The following is a 12,812-nucleotide window of genomic DNA, read 5'->3' as shown; positions in this document are numbered from 1 at the left end:
GTTACGCGTTCTCGACGATGATGCCTTCGATGATGTTCGCCACGTCTTCGCAGCGGTCGGTCACGGTCTCGAGGATCTCGTAGATCGCCTTCATCTTGATCAGGTTGCGCACGTCCGGTTCGTCGCGGAACAGTTTCGACATCGCTGCGCGCATCACGTGGTCGGCGTCCGATTCCAGGCGGTCGATCTCTTCGCAGATGGCGACGATCTTCTGGGCGTTGCCCATGTCGTGCAGCAGGCCGACGGCCGCTTGCACGCGCTCGCAGCAAGCCAGGCACAGCTCGGCCAGGCGCTTGGCTTCCGGCGTCACGGCGTGCAGGTCGTACAGGGAGATGGTCTGGGCCGCGTCTTCCATCATGTCGAGGATATCATCCATGCGCGTGATGAGCTTGTGGATGTCGTCGCGGTCGATCGGGGTGATGAAGGTCTTGTGCAGCAGGTCGACGCACGCGTAGGTGACTTTGTCCGCCTGCTTTTCGATGCTCTCGACGGCGTGGGTGCGGGTTTCCAGGTCGTCGAAGTTGGTCATCAAACCAACCATTTCTTGCGCACCCTTCACGCACAGCGCGGCGTGCTGGTTGAACAAATCAAAAAACTTGCCCTCGGTGGGCATCAGGCGTCCAAACATTAAAGATTCTCCGTGATAAAACTCTTGGGACTGCGATGGGCCGGAACCAGCGGTTCCGGCGCCGCAATATCGGCTCGCATTTTCGGCTTAGTCGCCCTGGTAGACGGCGAGGTTACCGCTGTAGTTGCCAAACTTGGTGTACTGGCCGATCCAGGTCAGGCGGATTGCGCCGATCGGACCGTTACGCTGTTTGCCGATGATGATTTCGGCGGTGCCTTTATCGGGCGAGTCGGGGTTGTAGACCTCGTCGCGATACAGGAAGATGATCACGTCCGCATCCTGTTCGATTGCGCCCGATTCGCGCAAGTCGGACATCACGGGACGTTTGTTCGGGCGCTGTTCCAGGGAGCGGTTCAGCTGCGACAACGCGATGACCGGGCAATGCAATTCTTTCGCCAGGCCTTTCAGCGAACGCGAGATCTCGGAGATCTCGGCGGCGCGGTTGTCGCCCGGCTGACTGCCCTGCATCAGCTGCAGGTAGTCGACGATGATAAGGCCGAGCTTGCCACACTGGCGGGCAAGGCGGCGCGCACGTGCGCGCATCTCGATCGGGTTCAGCGCCGGCGTCTCGTCGATGTAGAGCTGGGCGTCGTTCATCTTCTGGATCGCATGCGTCAGGCGCGGCCAGTCCTCGTCGTTGAGGCGGCCGGTACGCAGGCGGTGCTGGTCGAGCTGGCCGACCGAACCGAGCATACGCATGGCCAGCTGGGCGCCGCCCATCTCCATCGAGAACACGGCGACCGGCAGGCCCGCTTCGATCGCGACGTTCTCGCCGATGTTGACGGAGAACGCGGTCTTGCCCATCGACGGACGGCCGGCGACGATGACGAGGTCGCCCGGCTGCAGGCCGGAAGTCATGCGGTCGAGGTCGATGAAGCCGGTCGGCACGCCGGTGATCTCGCCCTGGTTCTCGCGCGAATAGAGTTCGTCGATGCGTTCGACGACTTGGGTCAGCAGCGGCTGGATCGGATTCCAGCCCTGGGCGCCGCGCGCGCCGGATTCGGCGATGGCGAAGATCTTCGATTCGGCTTCGTCAAGCATCTGCTTGACTTCCTTGCCTTGCGGGTTGAACGCGTTGCCCGAGATTTCGTCGGCGACGGTGATCAGCTTGCGCAGGATGCCGCGGTCGCGCACGATCTCGGCATAGCGGCGGATATTGGCGGCGGACGGCGTGTTCTGCGCCATCGCGTTCAGGTATTGCAGGCCGCCCACGTCCTCGGCCTTGCCGAGCGAGACCATGGCCTCGTAGACGGTAATCACATCGGCCGGCTTGCCGCTGTTAATCAGGCGCACCATCTGTTCGAAGATGATGCGGTGGTCGTAGCGATAAAAATCGTCCGCGTGCATGAAGTCGGCAATACGATCCCAGGCCGCATTGTCGCGCAGGAGACCGCCGATGACGGACTGTTCTGCTTCGATGGAATGCGGGGGAATGCGCAGCGATTCGATTTGCGGATCTGCGGGGGTATTCATGGCGGGCATTATAACCCTTCCGGTCACACGCCTGAAATAATTGGCGAGTTTCCAAGAATAAAAAAAGCCGGGCGAACCCGGCTTTTTCCTTATTACAACAGTACCCGAAGGGGTATTGCTTAGGCAGCTTCGCCCACGACAGCGATCGTGATTTCCACGACGACGTCGGTGTGCAGCGCGACGGCAACTGGATGCTCGCCGGTGGTCTTCAGCGGGCCGGTCGGCAGACGCACTTGCGCCTTTTCGACTGCGAAACCTTGCTTGGTCAGGGCTTCGGCGATGTCGAAGTTGGTGACCGAACCGAACAGACGACCGTCGACGCCGGCTTTCTGGGCGATGGTGATGGTCATGCCGCCCAGCTTTTCGCCTTGGGCTTGCGAAGCCGACAGCTTTTCAGCAGCAGCTTTTTCCAGCTCGGCGCGCTTGGCTTCGAACTCGGCCTTGGCCGATTCGGTTGCGCGGCGGGCCATCTTTTGCGGGATCAGGAAGTTACGTGCGTAACCGTCCTTGACCTTGACGACGTCGCCCAGGTTGCCGACGTTAACAACTTTTTCCAAAAGGATAACTTGCATATTTTTCTCCAGGATGTTCTGAACTGTACGACGCGATTAAGCGTTGTGCAGGTCGGTGTACGGCAGCAGCGCGAGGTAGCGTGCGCGCTTGATCGCGGTATCGACCTGGCGCTGGTAGTGCGCCTTAGTGCCGGTCAGACGTGCTGGCATGATCTTGCCGTTTTCCTGGACGAAGTCCTTCAGGGTGTCGACGTCTTTGTAATCGACCTGTTCCACGTTTGCAGCGGTGAAGCGGCAGAACTTCTTACGCTTGAACAGCGGGTTTTGCTGTTTGCGCTTGAGTTTTTCTTTTGCCTTGTTTTTGTCGAACTTTTTACCGAATGCCATTTTGAGGCTCCTGACTATCTAAAAGGTGGGCCGCTATGTATTTAAGCGGCGGCACTGAAATCAATGATGTGAAACACCAGGGCTTTACTGTTGCGATTCTTCCTGGCCAGAAATCCTGTGAACTGGTGTGCGGCGCCGAGTTCCGCGCTGGCGAAGCGGCCCGAAATTTCTCCCGCGGCGAACGCGGCAATTTCGAACTGCACCTGCCTCCCGACCCCTGCCTCGACCTGCTGCGAACTGTGCATCAGGATCGCCGAAACGACCGGCACGCCGGCGGGGGTATAGCGCAGTACGTCGCGTTCAGCGATGGTGGCGACGACTTGTAACTGGTTCACTTCACACCGGGCTTGCGCCCGTCACGTTTCCTGGCAAGAAAAATTTAGGCAGCAGCTTGGGCCGGGGCGGCAGCCGGGGCTTCCGCACGGTGGCTCTTGGCCGCGTCTTCGCGCTGAACCGACTTCATCATTGGCGATGGAGCGGTTTCAGCTTTCTTCATCTTCACGGTCAGATGACGCAGCACGGCATCATTGAACTTGAATGCGGTTTCCAGCTCGACCAGGGTCTCGTTGTCGCACTCGATGTTCATGCAGATGTAGTGTGCCTTCGGCAGCTTCTGGATCTGGTAAGCCATCTGGCGACGGCCCCAGTCTTCCACGCGATGGATGTTACCGCCGCGGCTCGTCACCGTGGTCTTGTAACGCTCGATCATCGCCGGGACTTGCTCGCTTTGGTCCGGGTGGACGATAAAAACGATTTCATAATGACGCATGCAACACTCCTTGAGGACGTTTAAACAAATGCCCACCTCGGCGTCAAGACGAGTGTGGGAAGGGAAAGCCGGCAATTATAACGCGGATGGCAGGGCGGCGCAATCGCCAGGCAGCGTCTCTCTGCGACGACACCTTTCTAAGAGGAAATCAAGAAAAATCGTCGATTTCCCTTGCATTCGTCGAAATACTGTACAAAAATACAGTCTACTCATACAACCGTTTCGCATCACCATGCTCAAGCTCACCGCAAGGCAAGAACAGATCCTCAACCTGATCAAGGAAGCGATCGACAATACCGGCTTCCCGCCGACCCGCGCCGAAATCGCGAAGGAGTTGGGCTTCAAGTCGGCCAACGCCGCCGAAGAACACCTGCAGGCCCTGGCCCGCAAAGGCGCGATCGAGATCGTCTCGGGTACCTCGCGCGGCATCCGCCTGATCGGCGCCTCGGTGCCGGAACCGGTGCCGCCGCATTTGCCAACCATTCCTGCTGCCCTGCTGATGTCGCTGCCGCTGGTCGGCCGTGTCGCCGCCGGTTCGCCGATCCTGGCCCAGGAACACGTCGAGGCCACATACAACGTCGACCCGGCCATGTTCGGCGCCCGTCCCGACTTCCTGCTGAAGGTGCGCGGCTGGTCGATGCGCGACGCCGGCATCATGGACGGCGACTTCCTCGCCGTCAAAAAGATCGACAGCGCCAAGAACGGCCAGATCGTCGTGGCCCGCATCGGCGAAGACGTCACCGTCAAGCGCTACCGCAAGACGGGCGAGACGATCGAGCTGCTGCCGGAAAATCCGGACTTCAAGGTCATCCGCGTGGAACCGGGCGACGAGTTCGCGCTCGAAGGCCTGGCGGTCGGCTTGATGCGCAGCTGGCACTGATCACGTTGCAGGTTTGCACCAAATCGGTGCATCCAGGAAGAAAGCCGCTTGGAGCGGCTTTTTTTACGTCCTGACGTTGTCCTTACTGCGCCCCCGGTCGCGGCGCGGCGCCGATCGGGCGGTCGAAGTCGTACAACTTTACCGACGGGCTGGCGGCGACGATGGCGTTGTGTTCCTTCACATAGGCCTCGGTCGCGCTGCGCCAGGCGGCGAGATCGGCCAGGATCAGCTTCGCGCCGACGCGCGCTTCTTCCGCCAGGTTCTCCTGCACCAGCGCCAGGCGCTCGTTGGCGCGCGTGGTCTCGGCCAGGTTCATCAGCTTGGCGATGTCGGCCGGAATACGCTTGGTCAAGGGCGAAGCGGCATTCAAATGGCTCACATAGCCGTTGTAGCAATCCTGCCACTTAGTGACGGCGGCGCTGACGCGGGCGATCTCCTCGCTCTGCTTCGAGATTGCGGGAATGCGCGGCGCCTTGCAGTCGAACTGGCCCGTTTTGAGGTCTTCGCCCTGGTAGTGTTCGACCCAGTGGGCGATCTCGGCGCGCCGTGTCGTGCGCTGCTTCATGACCTCGAGCGAGGCAATCGCCACCGCATTGCCCTTCGCGGCCGCCTTGCGGAACCAGGCTTCGGCCTTCGCCTCGTCGACGGCGCCGGCCTCGCCATACCAGTACATCTGGCCGAGCTGCTGCTGGGCCTCCACATTGCCCGCGTTGGCGAGCTTGGTGTAGGCGGCAAGCGCTTGCGGATAGGCCTTGCTGGCGAACAGGGCATTGGCATCGGCGAGCGGGTCGGCCGGGGCGGCTGAGCAGGCAAGCGAGCAGGCAACTAAGCAGGCGGCGAGGAGAAGACGCTTCATGATGGCAAAAAGGGAAGGAAAACCCATGATACCGCGGGCTCATCCTTCCCTCAACTGCCCGCGCCCGGATTTACTCGTGGGCGCGAGCGCGTGGTGTTACCCCTGCGCGCCGTCCAGCGCCGACCTGAAATCCTCGAGCAGGTCGTCCGGATCCTCGATGCCCACCGACACCCGGATCAGCGACTCGGCGATGCCCATACTGGCGCGGCGCTCGGCGCCCATCTCGAAGAAGATCGTGTGGGCGACCGGAATCACCAGCGTGCGCGTGTCGCCCAGGTTGCTGGCCGGGATGCCCAGCTGCAGACGATTGAGGTAATCGAAGGGATCGATGTCCTCGCGCAGCTCGAAACTGAGCAGCGATCCGCCGGCGCGGAACAGCTCCCTCGTAATGCCATGCTGCGGATGCGAGGCTAGCCCCGGATAGTGGACGGCCGAAACACGTTCGTCGGCGTCGAGCATCCGCGCCAGCGCCAGCGCATTCGCGCAAGTGCGTTCCATGCGCAGTGCCAGCGTCTCGGCGCCGACGGCGATGTGGTGCGCCGCTTCCGGACCCAGGGCGGCGCCGAAGTCGCGCAGGGCTTTGGCGCGCAGCTGCGCCATGCCCTGGGCGGAGCCCGGCTGCTTGCGGAAGTTGGCGGCGATGTTTGGATACGCGCTCCAGTCGAACAGGCCGGTGTCGGTCAGCGCGCCGCCCAGCGCGATGCCGTGGCCGGCAATCGATTTGGTCAGCGAATTGACGACGAGACCCGCCCCCACCGCTTTCGGGCGGAACAGATACGGCGTCGTCATCGTGTTGTCGACCACGTAGAGGATCCCGCGCGCACGGCACAGTTCGCCGATGCGCGCCAGATCCGCCACTTGCGTGCGCGGGTTGGCGATGGTCTCCACAAAGACAAGGCGCGTGTTTTCCTTCAGCACCGCTTCGACCTTGGCAACGTCGGTCGCATCGACGAAGTCGACGGCCACACCCTGCCCCGCCACCGTCTGCCACAGGCTGTTGGTATTCCCGAACAGGAAGCTCGAGGAGACGATGTGGTCGCCTTCCTTCAAGAGCGCCTGGAACAGCGCACCGATGGCGGCCATGCCGGTGCCGAAGCACAGCGAGGCCACGCCATCTTCCATCTTCGTGATCTTGTCTTCCAGCGCGGCCACCGTCGGATTGCCCTGGCGGCCGTAGCGGAAGCCCGGCTCCTTGCCCTGGAACACCGACGCCAACTGGCGCGCGTCGCCGTAGCCGAAGGCGACCGAGGTATGGACGGGCTTGTGCAGCGAGCCCTGCTCGATCGCCTTGCGGCGGTCGTTGTGCAGGATGGTCGTCGTGAAACCGTAATTCTTCTTGTCGCTCATGGTGCGTATGGCTTATTCCGCTGGAACGGCCGGGTTCAGGTTCAGCTGGGTGCGCACGACGTCTTCCTGCGAGACGCCCTTGCCGCCGTTGTGGCGCGCCGTTTCCAGGTTGTCGAGGTAGGCGGGCGTCACGTCGCCGGTCACATAGATGCCATCGAAGCAGGAAGCCTCGAAGTTGGTCAGCGCCGGGTTCACGTCCGAGATCGCGCGTTTCAGGGCGTCGATGTCCTGGTACACCAGGCGATCGGCCGTGATTTCCGCGCACACTTCCTCGACCGTGCGGCCATGGGCGATCAGCTCGTCGCGGGTCGGCATGTCGATGCCGTAGACGTTCGGGAACAGCACCGGCGGCGCGGCCGAAGCGAAGAAGACTTTGCGCGCGCCCGCTTCGCGCGCCATCTGCACGATCTCGCGGCTGGTGGTGCCGCGCACGATCGAATCGTCGACCAGTAGCACGTTCTTGCCCTTGAACTCGGAACCGATGGCGTTCAGCTTCTGGCGCACCGACTTCTTGCGCATGCCCTGCCCCGGCATGATGAAGGTACGGCCGATGTAGCGGTTTTTAATGAAACCTTCGCGGTACTCGACGCCCAGCTTCAGGGCCAGCTGGATCGCGGCCGGACGCGAGGAATCGGGGATCGGCATGACGACGTCGATTTCCTCGACCGGGATCTCTTGGCGGATCTTGTCGGCCAGGTATTCGCCCATCTTGAGGCGGGTGGCATACACCGAGGCGCCGTCGATGACCGAGTCCGGACGCGCCAGGTAGACGTATTCGAAGGCGCACGGATTGAGCGACGGATTCTCGGCACACTGGCGCTCGTGGAAGCTGCCGTCGTCGCCGATGAACACGGCCTCGCCCGGCGCGATGTCGCGCACGAACCGGAAACCGATGCCTTCCAGCGCCACCGATTCGCTGGCGACCATGTATTCGACGCCGTTCTCGCCTTCGTTCATGCCCAGGCACAGCGGACGGATGCCGTAGGGGTCGCGGAAGGCCAGCATGCCGTGACCGGCGATCTGCGCCACGACGGCGTAGGCGCCGCGCACACGCTTGTGCACCACACCGACCGCCTTGAACAGGGCTTCGGCGTCGAGCGAATAGCCATTGGCCGCTTCCTGCACCTCGTGCGCAAGCACGTTCAACAACACTTCCGAATCGGAATTCGTGTTGATGTGGCGGCGGTCGTTGCGGAACAGCGCTTCCTTCAGCTCGGCCTGGTTGGTCAGGTTGCCGTTGTGCGCCAGGGTGATGCCGAAGGGCGCGTTCACGTAGAACGGCTGCGCCTCTTCCTCGCTCGAGGAGCCGGCGGTCGGGTAGCGGCAGTGGCCGATCCCGGTATTGCCTTGCAGCGAGCGCATGTTACGGGTACGGAACACGTCGCGCACCAGGCCGTTGGCCTTGTACATCGAGAACATGCTGCTGTGATTGGTTGCAATACCCGCCGCGTCCTGGCCGCGGTGCTGCAGCAGCAACAATGCGTCATACAACAACTGGTTGACGGGAGTTTGCGAGACGACGCCGACGATGCCACACATGGTGCGCTCCTAAGAACTGAATGCTGTTACGGAAGATTTCAAAACGAGAATTAAAATTTCACGTGCTGCGCCAGCGCAGCAGGGAGAAAGGGCTTGACGGTGCGCGCTCCGGCCTCGGCCAGGGGGGACAGCAGCGCGTCTTTCCAGAATGCTTGTTGGGGAATGGCGGTCATCGAACACAATATGACGGCGGCCAGCACGATTACAATCCCGCGCGCCAGGCCGAACAGCCCGCCCAGGCCCCGATCGGCCAGGCTCAGGCCGGCCGCCTCGATCAGCGCGCCGATGGCCAGCGACAACAGGCCCATCAGGATACGCACGCCCAGGAACAGGGCGATGAAGGCAACGATCAGGCGTGCCATGTCGCCGGGAATCATATCCGGTAACAGCGGCGCCAGGCGCGCGCCATACGCATTCGCGACCACAAAAGCGACAACCCAGCCTGTCAGCGACAGGATCTCTTTTACTAAACCACGCATGGTGCTGATCACAACCGAGGCCACCAGCACGAACAACACCAGGTAATCGAAGATCGTCACGCAGTACCTGGAAGCATCAGACCGGAACCAGGAAACCCGCCAGGCCCAGGCTACCGAGCTTGGCTTTCGTCTTGTCGGCCTCCTCGCGGCTGCCGAACGGGCCAACCTGCACCTTGATCAGGGAACCGGACTTCTTCGTGAAGGAAGAGATGCCGCCGGCACGCAGGCGCGCCTGCAGTTCGTCGACTTTCTCCTGGGTCGCCAGCGCGGCCACCTGCACCACGAAACGCTGTTGGGCATCAGCCTTGTCCTCGGCGCGCGGATGCGGCTCGGCCGCCTTGGCTGCGGGCTTGCCTTCGAGCAGGGCCAGGGCGCGGGCCGCTTCGCTGTCCTTCGGCTTCAGCGTGACCGGTTTTTCTTCCGGCTTCTTCACCGCAGGCTTCTCGACAGGCCTCTCGGCCAGCTTGCGCTCGGCCGGTTTCGGTTCCGCCTTGTGCTCGACGGGCTTCGGCTCGGGCTTGTGCTCAGCGACTTTCGGCTCCGGCTTCGGTACCGGCGCGACGGGCTTGGCCGGGGCTTCGTCGAGCATTTTCAGGGGCGGCGGTTCGGCCACGCGCGGCGCTGCTGCAACTGGGGCGGAGGGAGAGGCCGGAGCGATGATTTCCTCGCCCTGGTCGACGCTGTCGGCGGCCGGCACCGGATTGGCCGGCATCGGCAACGGGGGCGCTTTTTCTTTCGACGGGATCTGGATGGCGATATCGCCGTTCAGCGGACGCGGTTCGGAATCGAGCAGCATCGGCAGGCCGACCGCGGCGGCCAGCGCCAGCGCGACCGCGCCGACCAGGCGGCGCCGGGCGCGCTTCTTTTCCGGCAGCATCGGGTCGCCGCCGCTGCGGCTGCGCCGCGAACCGCCCTGTCCGCTTTCGTTGGCGTAGGACGCGCGCTTGGCGCGGGCACGTTCGCCGAAATCCTCATCGTCGCGGGAAAAACGGCCGCTGTCCTGGGCGGTACTGTCCTGCTTGTTTTTGCTGAAAATCGAGAACAAGCCCATGCGTCTGTATGTCAGTGAAGAGAGTTTTTCCGGGCCGCCATCACGCCGGCGACGGTGTAGAACGAGCCAAAGACCACAATTCTATCATTCTCCTCGGCACGGCTCACCGCATTTGCGAATGCGGCGGCAGGGTCGGCAAACGCGGTGACCGAAAAATCGCCCTCTTTCGCGCCCGCGGGACGCAGCGCGGCCAGCTTTTCCGCCAGCTCGGCGCTCTGCGCCGAGCGCGGCGACGGCAGGTCAGCCACGCACCAGTGGTCGATGATGCCGGCCATCGGCGCGATCACGCCCTCGATGTCCTTGTCTTCCATGATGCCGAACACGGCATAGGTGTAGCGGTGAAAGCCCATGTTGCCCAGGTTCTGGGCCAGGGTCGCCGAGGCATGCGGATTGTGGGCGACGTCGAGCACCGTGGTCGGGCGTCCCGCCAGCACCTGGAAGCGGCCCGGCAGCTCCACCAGGGCGAGACCCGTGCGCACTTCCTGGGCGCCGGCCGGCAGCTGCATGCGCAGCGCTTCCAGCGCCGCCAGCGCGGCCGAGGCATTCAGGAGCTGGTTGGCGCCGCGCAGGGCCGGATAGGCCAGCGAGTTGCGGCGCTGGGTGCGGCCGCCATAGCTCCACTGCTGCTGGTCGCCCTGGTAGTTGAAATCGCGCCCGATCAGCCAGAGGTCGGCGCCGATGTCGGCCGCGTGCTGGATCAGCGACTGCGGCGCCAGCGGATCGCTGCAGATCGCCACCCTGCCGGCACGGAAAATGCCGGCCTTCTCGAAACCGATTTCCTCGCGCGTGTCGCCGAGATAGGCCGCGTGGTCGATGTCGATGCTGGTGACGATGGCGACGTCGGCGTCGATCACGTTCACCGCATCCAGGCGTCCGCCCAGGCCCACTTCCAGGATCGCCACGTCGACGCCGGATTGGGAGATCAGGTGCATGATCGCCAGCGTCGTGAATTCGAAATAGGTCAGCGCGATGTCGCCGCGCTGGGCTTCGACGAAGTTAAAAGCGTCCACCAGCACCGCGTCGCTCGCCATCTCGCCATTGATGCGCGCGCGCTCGTTGAAGTCGAGGAAGTGCGGCTTGATGTAGAGGCCGACGCGGTAGCCGGCGTGCAGCAGGACGGATTCGAGCATGGCGCAGGTCGAACCCTTGCCGTTGGTGCCGGCCACCATGATGACCGGACAGGCAAATTGCAGATCCATGCGCTCCTTGACCGCGCGGACGCGATCCAGGCCCATGTCGATATGGGTTTCGGCGTGGCGCGACTCGAGTAGCGCCAGCCAGTCGGGCAAGGTGGTGGGAAGATTGGACATGGTGAACTTTTAAGAACAAACGGCCGACGGCCCGCAGAGCGGACAGCCGGCCGTAATACGGGTAGGAGCGCTAATTAGGCGATGACTTCGACGGGCTGATTCTGCAGCAGGGCCAGCAGGCGCGCGATCTCTTCGCGCATCTTGCGGCGATCGACGATCATGTCGACGGCGCCCTTCTGCACCAGGAACTCGGCGCGCTGGAAGCCTTCCGGCAGCTTTTCGCGCACGGTGTTCTCGATCACGCGCGGGCCGGCAAAGCCGATCAGCGCCTTCGGTTCGGCGATCACGACGTCGCCCATGAAGGCGAACGAAGCGGAGACGCCGCCCATGGTCGGGTCGGTCAGCACGCTGATGAAGGGCAGCTTTTTCTCCGACAGCTTGGTCAGCATGGCGGTGGTCTTCGCCATCTGCAGCAGCGACAGCAGGCCTTCCTGCATGCGCGCACCGCCGGTGGCGGTGATGCAGATGAACGGCACTTTCTGTTCGAGGGCGATCTGGGCGCCGCGGGCGAAACGCTCGCCGACGACCGAACCCATCGAGCCGCCCATGAATTCGAATTCGAAGCAGGCGACCACGACCGGCAGGCTCATGATCGAACCGCCCTGGACGATCAGCGCATCGGTTTCGCCGGTGGCGTCCATCGCGGCCTTGAGACGGTCGGGATATTTCTTGCTGTCCTTGAACTTCAGGGTGTCGACCGGCAGGGCTTCCTGGCCGATTTCATAGCGGCCGCCTTCGTCGAGCAGCGCATCGAGGCGCTCGCGGGCGCGGATGCGCATGTGGTGGTCGCATTTCGGGCAAACATGCAGGTTCGACTCGAGGTCGGCGCGGTAGAGCACCGCTTCGCAGGATGGGCACTTGACCCACAGCCCTTCGGGCATGGTCTTGCGGTTGGCGGCATCGGAGCGCTGGATTCGTGGGGGCAGCAGTTTTTCCAACCAACTCATGTTCTCTCCTTTGCGGCGATTCTTGACAGGCGCGTAGTGTAGCCGCTAGCGCCGGGCTTGTCACCGCTTGCTTGTCTGGCAATCAATTGTTGCCGAACTCGCCCGGCGGGAGCACGGCGCTGCCATCCTGTTATACACCGATGCGCCGCAGGGATGGAGCACGAATCCGCGCAGAATCTGGAAACCGGAAAGGGAAAAATGGAAACGCCGACGGTGGCGGTGGCCACTGCCGGCGCGATCGTTAAGCAAGCTGCGCAAACGAACTCAGTTGTGCGTGACCTCGGCGGCCGTGAATTCGAACCCGCCGACGAAGGAGGCGACCAGGTTGTAGACCAGGGCGCCGATCAGCGTGAAAACGAAGCCGCTGACGACATAGGCGACGGCGAAGGTGACCATGGCGACCAGCGACATGCCGGCCTGGTTTGCCACGCTCCCGAAAACCGCCATGACCGCCAGCAGCGGCAGGGACAGGACGAGATAGAGCGCGGCCATCATCTTCGCATTCTGTACCAAGGAAACACTTTTGATTCGCTTCTTCATGCAAGGCTCCACGAAATGTTGAGGTACGGAAATTGAATGTACCCCAAGCACTGGCCTCGCCCTATGCACGCGCCGCCGCTTTCCGCTTGAGCGA

Annotated in this window: 15 protein-coding genes; 1 reads left to right on the top strand and 14 read right to left on the bottom strand. The window is 62.8% G+C overall.

Features of this window, described 5'->3' with window-relative positions; all coding sequences use genetic code 11:
• Position 1: 1 nt before the first annotated feature.
• From ASF77_RS00880 to rpsF, 6 genes are all read right to left on the bottom strand, one after another.
• Positions 2 to 628: a DUF47 domain-containing protein gene (locus tag ASF77_RS00880; RefSeq protein ID WP_056333001.1), complete on the bottom strand. Its 627-nt coding sequence runs from the start codon at positions 626 to 628 to the stop codon at positions 2 to 4.
• 87 nt (positions 629 to 715) lie between these two features.
• Positions 716 to 2,101 (bottom strand): replicative DNA helicase, encoded by a 1,386-nt coding sequence (locus ASF77_RS00875; RefSeq protein ID WP_056336142.1) that lies wholly within the window; start codon positions 2,099 to 2,101, stop codon positions 716 to 718.
• Between the two features lie 119 nt (positions 2,102 to 2,220).
• The gene (gene rplI, locus ASF77_RS00870) at positions 2,221 to 2,673 is read right to left on the bottom strand and encodes a 50S ribosomal protein L9 (protein WP_056332999.1); all 453 of its coding nucleotides are present in this window, start codon (positions 2,671 to 2,673) and stop codon (positions 2,221 to 2,223) included.
• A 36-nt stretch (positions 2,674 to 2,709) separates the two neighbouring features.
• On the bottom strand, positions 2,710 to 3,000 hold the full coding sequence (rpsR, locus tag ASF77_RS00865) for a 30S ribosomal protein S18 (RefSeq protein WP_056332995.1): 291 nt from the start codon (positions 2,998 to 3,000) through the stop codon (positions 2,710 to 2,712).
• A gap of 41 nt (positions 3,001 to 3,041) precedes the next feature.
• Complete coding sequence (gene priB / locus ASF77_RS00860; RefSeq protein ID WP_056332993.1) at positions 3,042 to 3,335, bottom strand: primosomal replication protein N; 294 nt, start codon at positions 3,333 to 3,335, stop codon at positions 3,042 to 3,044.
• Positions 3,336 to 3,379: 44 nt separating this feature from the next.
• The gene (rpsF, locus tag ASF77_RS00855) at positions 3,380 to 3,769 is read right to left on the bottom strand and encodes a 30S ribosomal protein S6 (protein WP_056332990.1); all 390 of its coding nucleotides are present in this window, start codon (positions 3,767 to 3,769) and stop codon (positions 3,380 to 3,382) included.
• Positions 3,770 to 4,001: 232 nt separating this feature from the next.
• Between rpsF and lexA the strand changes: the two genes are divergently transcribed.
• Complete coding sequence (gene lexA, locus ASF77_RS00850; RefSeq protein ID WP_056332987.1) at positions 4,002 to 4,649, top strand: transcriptional repressor LexA; 648 nt, start codon at positions 4,002 to 4,004, stop codon at positions 4,647 to 4,649.
• A gap of 82 nt (positions 4,650 to 4,731) precedes the next feature.
• Here lexA and ASF77_RS00845 read toward each other — a convergent pair whose 3' ends face one another.
• From ASF77_RS00845 to ASF77_RS00810, 8 genes are all read right to left on the bottom strand, one after another.
• Positions 4,732 to 5,505 carry a tetratricopeptide repeat protein gene (locus ASF77_RS00845; RefSeq protein WP_056336139.1) on the bottom strand — a complete coding sequence of 258 codons (774 nt, stop codon included), beginning with the start codon at positions 5,503 to 5,505 and terminating at the stop codon, positions 4,732 to 4,734.
• A gap of 96 nt (positions 5,506 to 5,601) precedes the next feature.
• Positions 5,602 to 6,852, bottom strand: coding sequence for a cystathionine gamma-synthase family protein (locus tag ASF77_RS00840; protein WP_056332982.1), 1,251 nt, complete (start codon positions 6,850 to 6,852; stop codon positions 5,602 to 5,604).
• A 12-nt stretch (positions 6,853 to 6,864) separates the two neighbouring features.
• Complete coding sequence (gene purF, locus ASF77_RS00835) at positions 6,865 to 8,391, bottom strand: amidophosphoribosyltransferase (RefSeq protein WP_056332980.1); 1,527 nt, start codon at positions 8,389 to 8,391, stop codon at positions 6,865 to 6,867.
• Between the two features lie 50 nt (positions 8,392 to 8,441).
• A complete protein-coding gene (locus ASF77_RS00830; protein WP_056332977.1) occupies positions 8,442 to 8,930 on the bottom strand; it encodes a CvpA family protein in 489 nt (162 codons plus the stop codon).
• Positions 8,931 to 8,946: 16 nt separating this feature from the next.
• Positions 8,947 to 9,921: an SPOR domain-containing protein gene (locus ASF77_RS00825; protein ID WP_056332975.1), complete on the bottom strand. Its 975-nt coding sequence runs from the start codon at positions 9,919 to 9,921 to the stop codon at positions 8,947 to 8,949.
• A gap of 11 nt (positions 9,922 to 9,932) precedes the next feature.
• Positions 9,933 to 11,231: a bifunctional tetrahydrofolate synthase/dihydrofolate synthase gene (gene folC, locus ASF77_RS00820; RefSeq protein ID WP_056332971.1), complete on the bottom strand. Its 1,299-nt coding sequence runs from the start codon at positions 11,229 to 11,231 to the stop codon at positions 9,933 to 9,935.
• A 74-nt stretch (positions 11,232 to 11,305) separates the two neighbouring features.
• Complete coding sequence (gene accD, locus ASF77_RS00815; RefSeq protein ID WP_056332968.1) at positions 11,306 to 12,178, bottom strand: acetyl-CoA carboxylase, carboxyltransferase subunit beta; 873 nt, start codon at positions 12,176 to 12,178, stop codon at positions 11,306 to 11,308.
• Between the two features lie 264 nt (positions 12,179 to 12,442).
• Entirely contained in the window at positions 12,443 to 12,718 is a 276-nt protein-coding gene (locus ASF77_RS00810; protein ID WP_056332965.1) for a hypothetical protein, read from the bottom strand.
• Positions 12,719 to 12,812: the final 94 nt, after the last annotated feature.

The sequence above is a fragment of the Massilia sp. Leaf139 genome, assembly GCF_001424165.1.
Lineage (GTDB): Bacteria > Pseudomonadota > Gammaproteobacteria > Burkholderiales > Burkholderiaceae_D > Telluria.
The sequence above is the reverse complement of the archived record's forward strand: the minus strand, read 5'-3'. Positions and strand labels throughout refer to the sequence as shown.

What these genes read in the sequence shown, in the direction of transcription:
- accD (WP_056332968.1), bottom strand. Translation starts at nt 12,178, where the DNA reads ATGAGTTGGTTGGAAAAACTGCTGCCCCCACGAATCCAGCGCTCCGAT.
- ASF77_RS00810 (WP_056332965.1), bottom strand. Translation starts at nt 12,718, where the DNA reads ATGAAGAAGCGAATCAAAAGTGTTTCCTTGGTACAGAATGCGAAGATG.
- rplI (WP_056332999.1), bottom strand. Translation starts at nt 2,673, where the DNA reads ATGCAAGTTATCCTTTTGGAAAAAGTTGTTAACGTCGGCAACCTGGGC.
- ASF77_RS00845 (WP_056336139.1), bottom strand. Translation starts at nt 5,505, where the DNA reads ATGAAGCGTCTTCTCCTCGCCGCCTGCTTAGTTGCCTGCTCGCTTGCC.
- purF (WP_056332980.1), bottom strand. Translation starts at nt 8,391, where the DNA reads ATGTGTGGCATCGTCGGCGTCGTCTCGCAAACTCCCGTCAACCAGTTG.
- ASF77_RS00825 (WP_056332975.1), bottom strand. Translation starts at nt 9,921, where the DNA reads ATGGGCTTGTTCTCGATTTTCAGCAAAAACAAGCAGGACAGTACCGCC.
- ASF77_RS00840 (WP_056332982.1), bottom strand. Translation starts at nt 6,852, where the DNA reads ATGAGCGACAAGAAGAATTACGGTTTCACGACGACCATCCTGCACAAC.
- rpsR (WP_056332995.1), bottom strand. Translation starts at nt 3,000, where the DNA reads ATGGCATTCGGTAAAAAGTTCGACAAAAACAAGGCAAAAGAAAAACTC.
- lexA (WP_056332987.1), top strand. Translation starts at nt 4,002, where the DNA reads ATGCTCAAGCTCACCGCAAGGCAAGAACAGATCCTCAACCTGATCAAG.
- rpsF (WP_056332990.1), bottom strand. Translation starts at nt 3,769, where the DNA reads ATGCGTCATTATGAAATCGTTTTTATCGTCCACCCGGACCAAAGCGAG.
- ASF77_RS00875 (WP_056336142.1), bottom strand. Translation starts at nt 2,101, where the DNA reads ATGAATACCCCCGCAGATCCGCAAATCGAATCGCTGCGCATTCCCCCG.
- ASF77_RS00880 (WP_056333001.1), bottom strand. Translation starts at nt 628, where the DNA reads ATGTTTGGACGCCTGATGCCCACCGAGGGCAAGTTTTTTGATTTGTTC.
- folC (WP_056332971.1), bottom strand. Translation starts at nt 11,231, where the DNA reads ATGTCCAATCTTCCCACCACCTTGCCCGACTGGCTGGCGCTACTCGAG.